Here is a 16,102-nt window from a genome sequence, read left to right on the forward strand (position 1 = left end):
GTACACATGAGGCACGTGGTTTCCGAAAAGGAACGCGTGCCCGCTTGCGAGCACACCGCGGCCGTGCGGGCCCGCAATGGGCCGGGCAGGGCCCGCCCCGCCGCAGGGGTTCGGCGGGGTGGGAACCTCCCCGGGGTATCGGAGCCGGTCAGAGCACCTGACCGGGGTCGGGCACCGGGACGAGGCGGCCGTCGCAGTCGACGTACTCCCAGCGCGGCCCCCGGGCGCACAGGTCGGCGACCGCGCCGACCAGGCGGTCCACGTGCTCCCCCGTGGTGCCCACGCCCAGGCTCGCCCGCACCGCCTGCGCGTGGCCCCCGGGCAGCAGGCGCCGGGTGAGCGGGTGCGCGCAGAACAGTCCGTCGCGCACCCCGATCCCGTACTCGGCGGACAGGGCGGCGGCCAGCAGGTCGGCGGGCAGGCCCTCCACCGTGAACGACACGATGCCCACCCGGGGGTGCTCCTCGCCCCACAGGGTCAGCTCGGTGACGCCGTCGATCCCGGCCAGCCCGGCGCGCAGCCGCTCCAGCAGCACCGACTCGCGGATGTGCAGCAGCTCCTGGGTGGCGGGGGTCAGGGTGTCGCAGGCGGCGGCCAGCGCCACAGCGCCCAGGACGTTGGGACTGCCCGCCTCGTGCCGCGCGGGCAGGTCGTTCCACACCACGTCGTGCTCGGTGACCAGGCGGGTGGCGCCGCCGCCGGAGAGGTAGGGGGCGGCATCGCGCAGCCAGTCGGCGCGTCCGGCCAGCACGCCGGAACCGAAGGGGGCGTAGAGCTTGTGGGCGGAGACCGCGACGTAGTCGGCTCCGGTGGCCTCCAGGCTGAAGGGCAGGTGCGGCACGTACTGGGCGGCGTCCACCACCACCCGGGCGTCCTCGGCGTGCGCGGCGGCCACGAGCTCCTCCACCGGCCAGATCTCGCCGGTGACGTTGGAGGCGGCGGTCACGCACAGCAGGCGGGGGCCCTCCGGGGCCGCGCGCAGGGCGGCCCGGGCCGCCTCCACCGCCCGCTCGGGGGTGGCTGGCGGCGGCAGGCGCACCACGCGCCCGGCGCGGGCCGCCGGGTGCCCCCACGGCAGCAGGCTGGCGTGGTGCTCGGACTCGAACACCACGACGGTGCAGCCCTCGGGCACCGATCGGGCCAGCAGGTTGAGGGCGTCGGTGGTGCCGCGCACGAACACGACCGCGTCCGCGGGCCGGGTCCCCAGGAAGCGGGCCGCGCTGCGCCGGGCGCGTTCGTAGGCCTCGGTGCTGACCCGGGAGTGGTGCCCCGCGCCGCGGTGCACGCTGGCGTAGTAGGGCAGCGCCTCGGCCAGGGCCTCGGCCACCGGGGTCAGGCAGGGGGCGCTGGCCGCGTAGTCGAAGTTGGCGTACTCCACCCGCTCGCCGGTGACCAGGGGGACGCCCTCGTCGGAGGAGACGACCGTGCACCGGGCGGTGTTGGCCGAACGCGCCGAACGGGCGGTGTGGATGGGGCTGACAGTGGTCAAGGGACACCTCTCCTACGGGTCGGTGGACCCGCGGAGGTGTCCGGGAACGCCTCAGGGGTCCGCGCTTGTCCGACACGGTCGTGTCGGGACCTGGTCCTCACCCGGGGCACCCCACCGCGGAAGGAGGGTTGCCGACCAGCGAGCCGGGGCTTGGCGCTGGTACTCGTGACCTGCGAGGCAGGGTAGCACAGCCGCCCCGCGCACGTCAGCGGGCCCCCGTGTGGCCCGAACCGCCGCCCCGCTTGACAGCCGCGGGCCCGCGGGGGACATACTGGTCCCCGCCTGCCCTCACGCCGCGGGTGTCCGGCTTTCCCCGGCCGCCCTCCAGGCGCGAGACTCCAGAGCATCGGAGTTTTCGCGTGCCCGCGAGCGAGAGGTGTCCACGTTGCACGGCGACGACCGTATCCAGCAGGTCTTCCGCAATCCCAGGGTCGTCCTGGTCTCCGGCTACGCCCGTCTTCCCGACTCGGTGGCGAGCCACTCCCAGTACCAGCGCCTCGGCGTCGTCCTCGCCGTGGACACCGCGGACGGGCGCATCGTCGCCGCGGACACCACCCTGCTCACCGACCTGGCCAAGGACTTCTTCCGCGCCCTGGTCGAGGGCTCCTCGGTCACCGAGGACATCGCCGAACTCGTGCGGCGGGTGCAGACGCGCTACGCGGGCCAGTCCGGGGCCGCGCTGACCACCGCGCTGCGCCGCTGCCTGGAGACCTACTACCAGCTGCGCGAGGGCGACCAGCTGCCCGGCGGACCCGACGGCGAGGAGGGGAGGCGGCCGTGAGCCGCGATGCCGCACCGGACCCCGGAAACGCCCCGCTGCCGCTGGCGGGCGTGCGCGTCACCGACCTGTCGCGCGTCCTGGCGGGCCCCTACGCCACCATGCTCCTGGCCGACATGGGCGCCGAGGTGGTCAAGGTCGAACAGCCCGGACGCGGCGACGACACCCGCGCCTGGGGGCCGCCCTGGGCCGGGCCGGACGGCCCGCAGGGGCACGGCGAGGCGGCCTACTTCCTGTCGGTGAACCGCAACAAGCGCAGCCTGGCCGTGGACCTGAAGGACCGCGAGGGACTGGCCGCCGTCCAGGACCTGTGCGCGGCCTCCGACGTCGTGATCCAGAACTTCCGGCCCGGCGTGATCGACCGGCTCGGGCTGGGCTACGCGGCGGTCAGCGCCCGCAACCCCGCGGTCGTGTACTGCTCGGTGAGCGGGTTCGGCCCCGAGCACGAACCCGCCACGCGCCCCGGCTTCGACATCGTCGTGCAGGCCGAGAGCGGTCTGATGGCCACCACCGGACCGGCCGAGGGCCCGGCGAGCAAGGTGGGCGTGGCCCTGACCGACGTGCTCACCGGGCTGAACGCGGCCGTGGGGATCCTCGGCGCGCTCCTGCGGGCCCGCGCGACCGGCCGGGGGGAGAACGTCAGCGTGTCGCTGATCAACTCCACCCTGTCCGGGCTGGTCAACCTCACCCAGCAGGCGCTGGTCACGGGCACCGAACCGGCCCGGGTGGGCAACGCGCACACCACGATCGTGCCCTACCAGGCCTTTCCCACGGCGGACGCGGAGATCGTCGTCGCCGCGGGCAACGACGCCCTGTACCAGCGGCTGTGCGCGGCCCTGGGCCGCCCCGACCTGGGCGACGACCCGCGCTACGCCACCAACCCGGGACGGGTGGCCCACCGGGAGGAGCTGGTCGGCGAACTCACGACGACCCTGCGCTCCCGCGGCGCCGGCCACTGGATGGAGGTGCTCGTGGCGGCCGGGGTGCCGGTGGGCCGGGTGCGCGGGGTGCTGGACGCGCTGCGCACCGCCCACGCCAGCGGCGACGACGTGCTGCGCACCGTGGAACACCCCACCGTCGGGCTCCTCGAACAGGTCCGCGCGGGGTTCCGGCTGGAGGCCAGCCCGCCCCCGCTCACCGCGCCGCCGCTGCTGGGCCAGCACTCCCGGCAGGTCCTGTCCGAGCTGGGTGTGGACGCGGCGCGCGTGGACGCGATGGTCGCGCGCGGCGCCGTCCAGCAGGCCGACCCGGCCTGACCCCGGTCCGCACCGGGCCCGCGCACCGCCCCCGCCTCCTCCCGCCCGTATCCTTCGGCCGCAACGGCCGACCGCACCAGAAGGGACCCTGACCATGAGCGACTCCCGCAGGCCCGCCGCACCGGACCCGCACGACTTCCTGGCCGTGGACGCCGACCTGTCCGACACCGAGCGCGACGTCCGCGACGCCGTGCGCGGCTTCGCCACCCGCGAGCTGCTGCCGAACGTCGCCGACTGGTTCGAGGCGGGCACGCTGCCCGACCCGCGCGGCCTGGCCAGGGCCTTCGGCGACCTCGGGGTCCTGGGCATGCACCTGGAGGGGTACGGCTGCGGCGGTTCCAGCGCGGTCGCCTACGGCCTGGCCTGCCGCGAGCTGGAGGCCGTCGACTCGGGGTTGCGCAGCTTCGTGTCGGTGCAGGGCTCGCTGGCGATGGCGGCCATCCACAAGTTCGGCTCCGAGGAGCAGAAGCGGGAGTGGCTGCCCCGGATGGCCGCGGGCGAGGCGATCGGCTGCTTCGGGCTGACCGAGCCCGACTCCGGCTCGGACCCGGGCTCCATGCGCACCCGCGCCCGCCGGGACGGCGCGGACTGGGTGCTCAACGGCACCAAGATGTGGATCACCAACGGGTCCGTGGCCGACGTGGCGGTGGTCTGGGCCGCCACCGAGGAGGGGATCCGCGGGTTCGTGGTGCCCGCCGGCGCCCCCGGGTTCTCCGCCAACGTCATCCACCGGAAGCTGTCGCTGCGCGCCTCCATCACCTCCGAACTGGTGCTGGAGGACGTACGGCTGCCCGGAGACGCGCTGCTGCCCGCCTCCCGCGGGCTCGGTTCCCCCCTGTCCTGCCTGAACGAGGCCCGTTACGGCATCGTGTGGGGCGTGGCGGGCGCGGCCCGCGCCTGCTACGAGGCGGCCCTGGAGTACGCGCTCAGCCGCGAGCAGTTCGGCCGGCCCATCGCCGGGTTCCAGCTCACCCAGCGCAAGCTCGCCGACATGGTGGTGGACGTCAACCACGCCAACATGACGGCGCTGCGCATCGGCCGTCTCAAGGACGAGGGCGCGTGCCACCACAACCACGTGAGCTTCGGCAAGTTCTCGTGCGTGGCCGCCGCCCAGCGGGTGGCCAGCGCGGCGCGGTCGGTGCACGGCGCCAACGGCATCACCCTGGAGTACCCCGTGATGCGGCACATGGTGAACCTGGAGACGGTCGCCACCTACGAGGGCACCGAGGAGATCCACGCGCTCAGCATCGGCCAGGCGGTGACGGGGGTCTCGGCGTTCCGTTAGGCGCGGACGGGGAGGGGTCCGGGCGGGACGCGCCGGGGCGCCACCCCTCCCCCAGGTGCCGTCGGCCGCGCACAAGCACCACAATGGGGAGCATCCGAGCGAGGGAGTTGCCGAGAATGGGGAACGAGCCGACGAAGCGGTTCGAGATGACGCGGCTGCGGCGGACCGCCAACGCCTTCGTCAGCGGCTTCGTCAAGTACGGGGTGTGCACGCCCGAGATGCACCTGCTCACCACGCGCGGGCGCAGGTCTGGCTTCCTGCGCACCATCCCGCTCAGTGTGGTGGACAGCGACCGCGGACGCTTCCTGGTCTCCCCCTACGGGGAGACGGACTGGGTCCGCAACCTGCGCGAGGACGGCTTCGCGACGCTGCGCCAGGGTGGCTGGATCGAACTGGTCAGCGTGCGCGAACTGGGCGCCGAGGAGGCCGCCCCGGTGCTGCGGGAGTACGTGAACCACCCGCGGGCCGCCGTGGTGGGGCCCTACTTCGAGGCCCCGCCGGACGCCCCGGACGAGGCGTTCGCGGCCGAGGCCGACCGCCACCCGGTCTTCGCGATCGTGCGTTCGACCACGATCCGCATCTGACCGGCGGGCCGCGGGTGCCCGCTCGGGCGCCCGGGGCCGCCCCCTCAGTTGCGTACGCGGTAGACGTCGTAGACGCCGTCCACTCCGCGGACCGCCCGCAGCACGCTGCCCAGGTGGGCGGGGTCGGCCATCTCGAAGGTGAAGCGGCTCTGCGCCACCCGGTCGCGGCTGGTCTGGACGGTGGCGGACAGGATGTTGACGTGCTGGTCGGAGAGCACCCGGGTGATGTCCGACAGCAGCCGTGACCGGTCCAGGGCCTCCACGTGCAGCGCCACCAGGAACATGGAGTCCTCGGTGGGCGACCACTGCACCTTGACCATCCGGTCGGGGTCCAGCGTCGCGGTGTTCACGCAGTCCTTGCGGTGCACCGAGACCCCGTTGCCCCGGGTCACGAAGCCGACGATCTCGTCCCCGGGCACCGGCGTACAGCACCGGGACAGGCGCGCCCACACGTCGGCGTCGCCCTCGACGACCACGCCGGGGTTGCCGAGCTGGCGCTGGCGGGTCGCCGCCCTGGTGGGCAGGGCCGACTCGGCGATGTCCTCGGTGTGGCTCTCCAGGCCGCCCATGGAGTCCACGAGCTTGCCCACCACGTTCTGGGCGCTGACCTGGCGCTCGCCCACGGCGGCGTAGAGGGAGTCCACGTCCGGATAGCGCAGGTCGCTGGCCAGGGCGAGAATCGCCTCCCCGCTGAACAGGCGCTTGACCGGCAGCTCCTGTTTGCGCATGACCTTGGCGATCTCGTCCTTGCCCTGCTCGATCGCGGCCTCGCGGCGCTCCTTGGTGAACCAGTGCCGGATCTTGTTGCGCGCGCGGGCGCTCCTGACGAAGTTCAGCCAGTCCCGGCTGGGCCCGGCGTCGGGTGTCTTGGAGGTGAGGATCTCCACCGTCTCGCCGTTGTGCAGCTCGCTCTCCAGCGGCACCAGGCGGCCGTTGATGCGGGCGCCCACGGTGCGGTGGCCGACCTCGGTGTGCACCGCGTAGGCGAAGTCGACGGCGGTGGCGCCCTGGGGCAGGGAGATCACGTCACCGCCGGGGGTGAAGACGAACACCTCCTGCACCGACAGGTCGAAGCGCAGCGACTCCAGGAACTCGCCGGGGTCCTTGGTCTCCTGCTGCCAGTCGATGAGCTGGCGCAGCCACTGCATGTCGGAGCTGCCCCTGGGCTTGCCCTCGCCGCCGGTGTTGCGGTCCTCCTTGTACTTCCAGTGCGCGGCGATGCCGTACTCCGCGCGCCGGTGCATCGCCCGGGTGCGGATCTGCAGCTCGACCGGGTTGCCCGAGGGACCGATGACCGTCGTGTGCAACGACTGGTACATGTTGAACTTGGGCATCGCGATGTAGTCCTTGAACCGCCCCGGCACGGGGTTCCACCGCGCGTGGATGGTTCCCAGGGCCGCGTAGCAGTCGCGGACGCTGTCCACCAGGACCCGCACGGCGATGAGGTCGTAGATCTCGTCGAAGCCGCAGTTGCGGGCGATCATCTTCTGGTAGATCGAGTAGTAGTGCTTGGGGCGCCCGCGCACGGTGGCCTTGAGCTTGGACTCGCGCAGGTCGGCCGAGACCGCCTCGATGACCTCCTGCAGGTAGACGTCGCGGCGCGGGGCGCGCTCGGACACCAGGCGGGCGATCTCGTCGAAGCGCTTGGGGTAGAGGGTGGCGAAGGCCAGGTCCTCCAGCTCCCACTTGATCGTGTTCATGCCCAACCGGTGGGCGAGGGGGGCGAAGATCTCCAGCGTCTCGCGGGCCTTCTTCTCCCGTTTGGCCTTGGAGGGCAGGTAGCGCAGGGTGCGCATGTTGTGCAGGCGGTCGCACAGCTTGATGACCAGCACCCGGATGTCGCGGGCCATGGCCACGACCATCTTGCGGACCGTCTCGGCCTGGGTGGCCTCGCCGTACTTGACCTTGTCGAGCTTGGTGACGCCGTCGACCAGTTCGGCGATCTCGTCGCCGAAGTCCGCGCGCAGCTCGTCCAGGGAGTACTCGGTGTCCTCGACGGTGTCGTGCAGCAGCGCGGCGGCCAGCGTGGCCTCCTGCATGCCCAGCTCGGCCAGGATCGTGGCCACCGCGAGCGGGTGGGTGATGTAGGGGTCGCCGCTCTTGCGCTTCTGGTCGCGGTGGTGGTGGGCGGCGACCTCGTAGGCGCGCTCGATCAGCCGCACGTCCACCTTGGGATGGGTGGCGCGCACGGTCTTGATCAGTGGTTCGAGCACCGGGTTCATCGTCACTCCCCGCTGGGCGCCGAGTCGGGCGAGCCTCCTGCGTACTCGCACCGTGGAGGGCGTGGTGGAGGGGGGCGGCTGCCGCGTGCTCCCCGCTCCGGAGACGTCGGAGGGCGCCGCTCCCCCCGCGGCGCCCTCCGGGCGGTCTCCCTGTGGTCTGGTGGGCGCACCGGCCGCACCGGTGCTGTCCGCGTGCCCGCCCGGCCGGGGGCCGGCGGGGGTCTCCCCCCGCGCTCCGTTCGCCGCCACCGCCCCGGTCGAAACCACCTCGTTTGGCATGCCTACCTCCCGCGGATCCTCCCGGTCGCGCGGGCGCCGTCAGCGCCGCCCGGCTCCACCGGTGCACGTGCGTGTCATCTGGGCCAGTCGTGACATGGCCGCCGCGGTACCCCTCCCACCAGTCTAGGTGGGACCGGTCCCGCACGGGCCGGGCCGGGGCCCGCCGCCCCCACCGCGCCCGGTGGGTGTGACGCAGGCCACCAGGGGTGTCACCCCAGGTGGTGGAGTACGTCAACGATGACGGGCCGGTACGCATTCCCTGCGGGGGAGGGCGCTCCGGTGGTGGCGCGGATCGGCGGACTCAGACCGAGAGGAGGGTGTGCGGCTCCACGTCGGGCATCTTCTCGCGCCCCCGGAGCGCTCGCAGCTCCATGAGGACCGAGAATCCTACGACCGTACCACCCGCCTTGCGGACCAGGTCCACCGCGGCCCTGCCGGTACCGCCCGTGGCGAGGACGTCGTCCACGATCAGCACACGGCTGCCCGCGGTGACCGCGTCGGCGTGGATCTCGACGGTCGCGGTGCCGTACTCCAGATCATAGGCCTGGCCGATGGTCCGCGAGGGCAGTTTCCCGGCTTTGCGCGCGGGGACGAAGCCGGCGCCCAGCGCCATGGCCACCGGGGCGCCGAAGATGAACCCGCGGGCCTCCAGTCCGAGGACGTGGTCCACCCCCGCCCCGAGGAAGGGCGCGGCCAGGCCGTCGACCGCCGCGGCGAAGGCCTCCCGGGAGTTGAGCAGCGGCGTGATGTCCTTGAACAGGACGCCGGGGTGCGGGAAGTCCGGGATGTCGCGGATGTGCGCCTGGAGCAGCGCGGAGGTCGAGGCGGCGTCCGCGGTCGCGGTGTCGTCGGGCATGTCGGGTGGCACCTTCTGGGTTCTGCTGGAGTCGGGGTCGGGGGCCGGACACGGCGGTACCGGCCCCGCGGGGCCGGTACCGAAGTCTGCGGGCCGAAGGCGGCCTCGGCCGTTCCCGCGGATCCCCGGGGGACGCGGGAGGAGCGGCGGCGAGCGCCCTAGTCCTTGGGCTTGTCGTCGTCGCCGAAGTCGGGGCGGTCCTCCACCGGTGTGTCGTCGGCGGGCGGGGTGATCACCTCGCCGACGCCGGCCTTGAGCATGCGGATGCGGGTGCCGGGCGCGATCTCCAGCAGGACCTCCTGCTCGTGGATCTCCACGACCGTGGCGAAGATGCCGGCCTTGGTCATCACCTCGACGCCGGGGACCAGGGAGTTGTGCATCTGCGCCTCCTGCTGACGCCGCTTCTGGTTCGGACGCCAGAACAGCAGCCAGAACACCAGGATGATCAGCAGGAACGGGAACAGCATGCCGAGAAGACCGCCCGTGGGCTCTCCTTCGGCTGCGAGGTGGTAAAGGCCCTGCACGGGGCGTCCTTCCTGACGTTTCGTCATGTGGCCGACGGCTGTCGGCTCGGACACCGCGACGGCCACCTTCTCTGCGTCGGCTCCGCAGTGGTCGGAGCCGTACCCGGCACGTACAACGCGCTGGAGGTCCGACTCGTTCCGCCACGAACGACACGTACGGAGCTTTGCCCCGTATCGGTGGGTTTGAGCTCAGCTTACGTGGCATCGATCACCGATAACCCACCGGCCGAGGTCGGAGTGTTAACGGTTCGGCGCCGGTTGCCGCGACCCATCACCCATTGTGCCCCTCCGGGAGCCCCGTGTCAGCGGCGCAGCTCAGGGGGTCGCGACCCCGCCCGGCTGGCCCGCCGGGGAGGCGCCGTTGGCCGCCGCCGCGCCGAAGGCCGCGTCCGGCGGAGGCGTGAGCCCCAGGTGCGCCCAGGCCTGCGGGGTGGCCACCCGGCCGCGCGGGGTGCGGGCGAGGAACCCGGAGCGGACCAGGAAGGGCTCGGCCACCACCTCCACGGTCTCGGCCTCCTCCCCCACCGAGACGGCCAGCGTGGACAGTCCGACGGGGCCGCCGCGGAAGCGGTGCAGCAGCACGTCGAGAATGGCCCGGTCCAGCCGGTCCAGGCCCAGCTGGTCGACCTCGTACAGCTCCAGGGCGGCCCGCGCGGTGTCCAGCGACAGCCGCCCGTCGCCGCGCACCTCGGCGTAGTCGCGCACCCGGCGCAGCAGGCGGTTGGCGATCCGGGGCGTGCCCCGCGAGCGCCCGGCGATCTCCCGGGCCGCGTCCTCCTCCAGGGGGGCTCCGAGCAGGCCCGCCGAGCGGTGCAGGATCAGCTCCAGCTCCTCGGGGGTGTAGAAGTCCATGTGCGCGGTGAACCCGAAGCGGTCGCGCAGGGGAGCTGGCAGCATGCCCGCCCTGGTGGTGGCCCCCACCAGGGTGAACGGGGCGATGTCCAGCGGGATGGCGGTGGCCCCGGGCCCCTTGCCGACCACGACGTCGACCCGGAAGTCCTCCATCGCGACGTAGAGCATCTCCTCCGCCGGGCGGGCCATGCGGTGGATCTCGTCCAGGAAGAGCACCTCGCCCTCCTGGAGGGTGGAGAGCACGGCGGCCAGGTCCCCGGAGCGCTCGATGGCCGGGCCCGAGGTGATGCGCAGCGGGGCGCCGAGCTCGGCGGCGATGATCATGGCCAGGGTGGTCTTGCCCAGGCCGGGGCCGCCCGACATCAGGATGTGGTCGGGCGCCCGGTTGCGCCGCTGCGCGCTGTGCAGCACCAGGGAGAGCTGTTCGCGGACCCGCTGCTGGCCGACGAACTCGTCCAGGGCCCGGGGGCGCAGCGCACCCTCGATCTGGCGCTCGTCCGCGCCGGCGTCGGGCGAGACCGCCCCGCGCTCGCGGGGGGAGGCCGCGGCTGACTCATCGTGGGGGTGGTACACGGGTCTTCCCCTTTCCTAGGCGCGGCTGAGCCTGCGCAGGGCACTGCGCAGCAGGACGGCGACGTCGGTGGTCTCCTCGGCCTCGGCGGCCACGGCCGCGGCGGCGGCCTCGGCGTCCTTGGCCGACCAGCCGAGGTTGACCAGGCCGGAGACCACCTGGCCGCGCCAGGCGCCGTCGGGCCCGCCCGGGGCGGCCGCGTCCCCGGTACCGGGCGGGGTGCCGTCGGTGAGCACGGGGGCGTCGAGCCTGCCGCGCAGTTCCAGGACGATGCGCTGGGCGCCCTTCTTGCCGATGCCGGGCACCCGGGTCAGGGCCGCGGTGTCCTCGGTGGACACGGCGTGGCGCAGGCTGGCGGGGCTGTGCACGGACAGCATGGCCAGGGCCAGGCGGGGGCCGACCCCCGAGGCGGTCTGCAGCTGCTCGAACAGGTGCCGCTCGTCGTCGTCGGCGAAGCCGAACAGCGTCAGGGACTCCTCGCGGACCACGAGGCTGGTGGCGAGGGTACCGGTCTCTCCCACGTGCAGGCGGGACAGGGCCGAGGGGGTGCACTGCACGGTCATGCCGACCCCGCCGACGTCGATCACGGCGGTGGCGGCGCCGCGCGCGGCCACCCGGCCGGTGAGGAACGCGATCATCTCCTGTGGGGCACCGGTGGCGGTGCCCGTCTCCTTCCTGGGGGCGGGGCGCTACCTGCCGCGACCGCGGCGGGCCAGTTCCACCTTGCGTGCGAAGTCCTGCTGGGCCTGCGCGACGCGGGCCTGGGCCCCGCCGCGCCAGATGTGGCAGATGGCCAGGGCGACGGCGTCGGCCGCGTCGGCGGGTTTGGGCGGCCCGTCCAGACCGAGGATACGCGCCACCATGGTGCCCACCTGGGCCTTGTCGGCGCGGCCGCTGCCGGTGATGGCCGCCTTGGCCTCGCTGGGGGTGTGCAGGGCCACGGGCAGGCCGCGGCGGGCCGCGCAGACCAGGGCGATGCCGCTGGCCTGGGCGGTGCCCATGACGGTGCTGAGGTTGTGCTGGGCGAAGACCCGCTCCACCGCGACCGCGTCGGGCCGGTAGCGGTCCAGCCACTCCTCGATGCCGCGCTCGATGCCCAGGAGGCGCTGGGGGAGGTCGGTGTCGGCGCTGGTGCGGACGGCGTCGGCGCCGAGCAGGGCGAGCGGGCGGCCGATGGCACCCTCCACCGCGGCCACTCCGCACCGGGTCAGCCCCGGGTCGATCCCCAACACGCGCACGCGCCCCACCTCTCCTCGAACGCCAGTTCGCACCCATGCTAGCGGGGGGCACCGACCCCCGCGGCTGCCCGACCGGGCGTGTCGGCCGGCCGCGGGACCGGCTCCGTCCCGGCGGCACCCCGCCCCCACCCTGCCATCCCCGGCGGCGTTGCGGGCCGCTCCCGCCAGGCGCACCCCGGAAGGCGAGCGCCCACGACGCGTCTCAGACGACGGTCAGGTGGTAGGTGGTGTCCACCCAGAAGCCCTCACCGGTGTCCGCCTTGATCTCGAGCACGTATCCGCCGGGGACCAGGGGGGCGATCGCGCCCCACAGCCCCCAACTGTGCCGGCGGACCCACAGAGGGCTGCGGAAGACGCCGCGGAACTCCTCCAACGGCAGGGGAACGCCGTTGAGGTGCGCGTCGGCGCGCGCGACCGGCATGGCCATCGGCTCCTTGGAGTACCTGAGGGAGTGCTGGACGTTGAGCACGGGGAAGAACAGGGGGCGCCCCGCGGGCACCTCGCACCGGCGGACGACCCTGCCCCCGTAGGTACCGGCGAGGAACCACAGGTCCTCCGGCTGGTTGCAGGCCGCGTGCTGGCCGGTGACGTCCTCGACCGGATCGCGCCCCTCCGGCGCCGACCACACCCACTTCCACCAACGGGCCGAGAGCTCACCGCCCTCGCGGACACCGATCCGCCACGCCCCGTCATCCGGTACGACCTCGCCCATGGCACCTCTCTCGTGTCCGACCGCCCGCCGCGGACGCCCTTGTCGGGCGGATGGTACCGGTATCGGCAGGCGCGCCGCCCCCCGGCCCCGGGGCCGGGTCGGAGCGGCGCCCCTCCCGGCGGGACCGCGGTGCGCCTCCGCCCCACCGGGCAACCGCCGCCCTCGACACGGCGGGGTGGCGGCGGCAGGGCCCGGGAACGCCTGTGGCCGCGCTCCCGGAAGGGGCGCGGCCACAGGCGTCGGGGTGCGGGGGTCAGCTGATCTCGGCCATGACCTCGTCGGGGATGTCGGCGTTGGTGTAGACGTTCTGCACGTCGTCGGAGTCCTCCAGCGCGTCGACCACCCGCATGACCTTCTTGGCGGTGTCGGCGTCCACGGGGACCTCCATGGTGGGCAGCCAGCTGGAGTCGGCCGACTCGTAGTCGATGCCCGCCTCCTGCAGCGCGGTGCGCACCGGGACCAGGTCGGTGGCCTCGCAGACGATCTCGAAGGCATCGCCCAGGTCCTCGACCTCCTCCGCGCCGGCCTCCAGGACCGCCAGGGTCACCTCGTCCTCGGTGGTGCCCTCCTTGGGCACGATCACGACGCCCTTGCGGTTGAACAGGTAGGACACCGAGCCGGCGTCGGCCATGTTGCCGCCGTTGCGGGTCACCGCCACGCGCACCTCGGAGGCGGCGCGGTTGCGGTTGTCGGTCAGGCACTCCACGAGCAGCGCCACGCCGCCGGGGGCGTAGCCCTCGTACATGATGGTCTGCCACTCCGCGCCGCCGGCCTCCTCACCGGAGCCGCGCTTGCGGGCGCGCTCGATGTTGTCGAGCGGCACCGAACTCTTGCGCGCCTTCTGGATGGCGTCGTAGAGCGTCGGGTTCCCGTCGGGGTCCCCACCACCGGTACGCGCGGCCACCTCGATGTTCTTGATCAGCTTGGCGAAGAGCTTGCCGCGCTTGGCATCGATGACGGCTTTCTTGTGCTTGGTGGTGGCCCACTTTGAGTGGCCGCTCATGAATGTCCTTTCACGATGTCGACGAAGAGGCGGTGGATGCGCGTGTCGCCGGTCAGTTCGGGATGGAAGGACGTGGCCATCAGGCCGCCCTGCCGTACGGCGACGATCCTACCGGCCTCGTCGGGGCCCGGGACTTCGCCGAGGACGGTGACCGCGGGACCCACCGACTCCACCCAGGGGGCGCGGATGAACACCGCGTCGAAGGGGTCGCCCTCCAGGCCGTCGACGTGCACGGGCGCCTCGAAGGACTCGGTCTGGCGTCCGAACGCGTTGCGGCGCACCGTCATGTCGATTCCGCCGACGGTCTGCTGGCCGGCGGTCCCGCCCAGGAGGCGGTCGGCGAGCATGATCATCCCGGCGCACGTGCCGTAGGCGGGCATCCCGGCCTCGACGCGTTTGCGCAGCGGCTCCAGCAGGCCGTACCGGACGGCGAGCTTGGACATGGTGGTGGACTCCCCGCCGGGCAGGACCAAACCGTCCAGGGTGTCGAGCTGGTCGGGGGAGAGCACCTTGACGGTGTGCACGTCCAGGCTGTCCAGGACGCGCAGGTGCTCGGCGACGTCGCCCTGGAGGGCGAGGACGCCGATGGTGGGTTTGGCGGTCACGAACGGCCTCACTCGTTGTACTCGGGGCGGGCGGCGGAACCGGGGTTCCGCCGCCCGCGGACCTGGCCGCCGCGCGGCGTCCGAGGGGGCGCCGTCCGGCGGGGGGACGCGGCCCTACCAGCCGCGGCCCGCGTAGCGCTGGGAGTCCGACAGCTCGTCCAGGTTGATGCCGACCATGGCCTCGCCCAGGCCGCGGGACACGCGCGCGATGACGGCGGGGTCCTCGTAGTGCAGGGTGGCCTGCACGATGGCGTCGGCGCGCCTGGCCGGGTCACCGGACTTGAAGATGCCCGAGCCCACGAACACGCTCTCGGCGCCGAGCTGGCGCATGAGCGCGGCGTCGGCCGGGGTGGCCACGCCTCCGGCGGAGAACAGCGGGACCGGGAGCTTGCCCAGTTCCGCGACCTCCTTGACGACCTCGAACGGGGCGCGCAGCTCCTTGGCCGCGCCGAACAGCTCGGCCTCGTCCAGCGTGCCCAGCCGCTTGATCTCACCGCGGATGGAGCGCATGTGGCGGGTGGCCTCCACGACGTTGCCGGTACCGGCCTCGCCCTTGGAGCGGATCATGGCCGCGCCCTCGGCGATGCGGCGCAGCGCCTCGCCCAGGTTGGTGGCACCGCACACGAACGGGACGGTGAACGCCCACTTGTCGATGTGGTAGGCCTCGTCGGCCGGGGTGAGGACCTCGGACTCGTCGATGAAGTCGACGCCGAGGGACTCCAGGACCTGGGCCTCCACGAAGTGGCCGATGCGGACCTTGGCCATGACCGGGATGGAGACGGCCTCGATGATGCCGTCGATCATGTCGGGGTCGGACATGCGGGCGACGCCGCCGTCCTTGCGGATGTCCGCGGGGACGCGCTCCAGGGCCATGACAGCGACGGCACCGGCGTCCTCGGCGATCTTGGCCTGCTCGGGGGTGACGACGTCCATGATGACGCCGTTCTTGAGCTGCTCGGCCATGCCGCGCTTGACACGCTCGGTACCGACGGCGTTGTCGGAGGTGTTCGTAGTGGCCACGGTTGTGGACTCCCGTTGTCTTGATTCTGCTGAGGGCTGCGGTTCCCGGGCGGCGCCGCGTTCTCCCGGCCGTGTCGGGCCGTGGGCGTCGCGGACGGCGGGTCGGCGGCCTCACGCGGAGGTACGCGGACACCGTCGGCGCCGCGCACCCTGGTCGACCAGCCTCCCATCCTACTTCCACCCCCTATCGGGGTTTTTGGCCAGATCGGTGTTTTCGCGGGCCCTCCCCTTACAGGGTGTCGGGTCCGACCGGCAGAAGCGGGAGGCGGGGCGGTTCGTCGTCGATCTCGAAGTAGTCCGGCAGCGGCGCCGTACCCGCCAGCCGGAACGTCCGCACCAGGACGGAGCGGCGTGCCCGGCGGGTGTCGGAGACGGCGGCGTTGTGGAACGTGCGGGCCATGTGGACGCCCTTGGCGGCGGCCTCCACCTCGGCCAACTGGGGCCGCAGCATCCCCCAACACCGGTCCTGGTCACGAAATTCCAGGCAGTCGCGCAGGGCCCGCGAGAGCGTGCTCTCGGCGAGGTCGCGCTCACCCGTGAGCGAGGCCTCGCCCGCGGTGCGGGCCGCGGCGGCCAGCGCGGCGGTGGCCTCGGTGCCGTCGGCGGCGGCCAGGGCGAGCGCGGCGGTGCGGCGCCGGGCCAGCGCGGCCTCCAGGGCGACGCGCGTGGTGTCGACCCGGTGGTGCACGCGGTGCAGCCGGGTGGCCCGCCAGGACAGGTAGAAGCCGAACAGCACCAGGGCCAGGAGGACCCCGGCGGCCAGGAGGGGGAAGAGGAGGTCGTCGGTCAGGGCAGCTCACTCCGTTCGCGGCGAGGGGGCGTTCCCGG

General features: G+C 73.2%; 16 protein-coding genes and 1 riboswitch. Of the genes, 4 read left to right on the forward strand and 12 right to left on the reverse strand.

Annotated elements, in window-relative coordinates:
• Window positions 1-148: 148 nt before the first annotated feature.
• The gene (locus tag FYW95_RS00985; protein ID WP_159941252.1) at window positions 149-1,489 is read right to left on the reverse strand and encodes an aminotransferase class V-fold PLP-dependent enzyme; all 1,341 of its coding nucleotides are present in this window, start codon (window positions 1,487-1,489) and stop codon (window positions 149-151) included.
• Between the two features lie 56 nt (window positions 1,490-1,545).
• A riboswitch (SAM riboswitch) is annotated at window positions 1,546-1,660 on the reverse strand.
• Window positions 1,661-1,874: 214 nt separating this feature from the next.
• Between FYW95_RS00985 and FYW95_RS00990 the strand changes: the two genes are divergently transcribed.
• The 4 genes from FYW95_RS00990 (at window position 1,875) to FYW95_RS01005 (ending at window position 5,392) form a co-directional block, all read left to right on the forward strand.
• Complete coding sequence (locus FYW95_RS00990) at window positions 1,875-2,270, forward strand: DUF3870 domain-containing protein (RefSeq protein WP_159941254.1); 396 nt, start codon at window positions 1,875-1,877, stop codon at window positions 2,268-2,270.
• On the forward strand, window positions 2,267-3,523 hold the full coding sequence (locus FYW95_RS00995; protein WP_159941256.1) for a CaiB/BaiF CoA transferase family protein: 1,257 nt from the start codon (window positions 2,267-2,269) through the stop codon (window positions 3,521-3,523). The genes FYW95_RS00990 and FYW95_RS00995 overlap by 4 nt, the downstream gene beginning before the upstream one ends.
• Before the next feature lie 94 nt (window positions 3,524-3,617).
• A complete protein-coding gene (locus FYW95_RS01000) occupies window positions 3,618-4,808 on the forward strand; it encodes an acyl-CoA dehydrogenase family protein (RefSeq protein WP_159941258.1) in 1,191 nt (396 codons plus the stop codon).
• Between the two features lie 116 nt (window positions 4,809-4,924).
• Complete coding sequence (locus FYW95_RS01005) at window positions 4,925-5,392, forward strand: nitroreductase/quinone reductase family protein (RefSeq protein WP_159941260.1); 468 nt, start codon at window positions 4,925-4,927, stop codon at window positions 5,390-5,392.
• 44 nt (window positions 5,393-5,436) lie between these two features.
• On the opposite strand, the gene FYW95_RS01010 is transcribed toward FYW95_RS01005, so the two are convergent.
• The 11 genes from FYW95_RS01010 to FYW95_RS01060 form a co-directional block, all read right to left on the reverse strand.
• Window positions 5,437-7,614 (reverse strand): RelA/SpoT family protein, encoded by a 2,178-nt coding sequence (locus FYW95_RS01010; RefSeq protein ID WP_159941262.1) that lies wholly within the window; start codon window positions 7,612-7,614, stop codon window positions 5,437-5,439.
• Between the two features lie 580 nt (window positions 7,615-8,194).
• Window positions 8,195-8,749 (reverse strand): adenine phosphoribosyltransferase, encoded by a 555-nt coding sequence (locus FYW95_RS01015; protein WP_159941264.1) that lies wholly within the window; start codon window positions 8,747-8,749, stop codon window positions 8,195-8,197.
• 158 nt (window positions 8,750-8,907) lie between these two features.
• Window positions 8,908-9,273 (reverse strand): preprotein translocase subunit YajC, encoded by a 366-nt coding sequence (gene yajC / locus FYW95_RS01020; protein WP_236567639.1) that lies wholly within the window; start codon window positions 9,271-9,273, stop codon window positions 8,908-8,910.
• Between the two features lie 315 nt (window positions 9,274-9,588).
• A complete protein-coding gene (ruvB, locus tag FYW95_RS01025; protein WP_159941266.1) occupies window positions 9,589-10,698 on the reverse strand; it encodes a Holliday junction branch migration DNA helicase RuvB in 1,110 nt (369 codons plus the stop codon).
• Window positions 10,699-10,713: 15 nt separating this feature from the next.
• Window positions 10,714-11,334 carry a Holliday junction branch migration protein RuvA gene (ruvA, locus tag FYW95_RS01030; RefSeq protein WP_159941268.1) on the reverse strand — a complete coding sequence of 207 codons (621 nt, stop codon included), beginning with the start codon at window positions 11,332-11,334 and terminating at the stop codon, window positions 10,714-10,716.
• Between the two features lie 51 nt (window positions 11,335-11,385).
• Entirely contained in the window at window positions 11,386-11,934 is a 549-nt protein-coding gene (gene ruvC / locus FYW95_RS01035; RefSeq protein ID WP_159941270.1) for a crossover junction endodeoxyribonuclease RuvC, read from the reverse strand.
• Window positions 11,935-12,136: 202 nt separating this feature from the next.
• Window positions 12,137-12,646: a hypothetical protein gene (locus tag FYW95_RS01040; RefSeq protein ID WP_159941272.1), complete on the reverse strand. Its 510-nt coding sequence runs from the start codon at window positions 12,644-12,646 to the stop codon at window positions 12,137-12,139.
• A gap of 253 nt (window positions 12,647-12,899) precedes the next feature.
• Entirely contained in the window at window positions 12,900-13,649 is a 750-nt protein-coding gene (locus tag FYW95_RS01045; protein ID WP_159941274.1) for a YebC/PmpR family DNA-binding transcriptional regulator, read from the reverse strand.
• Window positions 13,646-14,254 carry a pyridoxal 5'-phosphate synthase glutaminase subunit PdxT gene (gene pdxT / locus FYW95_RS01050; protein WP_159941276.1) on the reverse strand — a complete coding sequence of 203 codons (609 nt, stop codon included), beginning with the start codon at window positions 14,252-14,254 and terminating at the stop codon, window positions 13,646-13,648. The genes FYW95_RS01045 and pdxT overlap by 4 nt, the downstream gene beginning before the upstream one ends.
• A 114-nt stretch (window positions 14,255-14,368) precedes the next feature.
• The gene (pdxS, locus tag FYW95_RS01055) at window positions 14,369-15,274 is read right to left on the reverse strand and encodes a pyridoxal 5'-phosphate synthase lyase subunit PdxS (protein WP_159941278.1); all 906 of its coding nucleotides are present in this window, start codon (window positions 15,272-15,274) and stop codon (window positions 14,369-14,371) included.
• A gap of 229 nt (window positions 15,275-15,503) precedes the next feature.
• A complete protein-coding gene (locus FYW95_RS01060) occupies window positions 15,504-16,010 on the reverse strand; it encodes a hypothetical protein (protein ID WP_159941280.1) in 507 nt (168 codons plus the stop codon).
• Between the last annotated feature and the right edge of the window lie 92 nt (window positions 16,011-16,102).

The organism is Nocardiopsis sp. FR4, assembly GCF_009830945.1.
Lineage (GTDB): Bacteria > Actinomycetota > Actinomycetes > Streptosporangiales > Streptosporangiaceae > Nocardiopsis.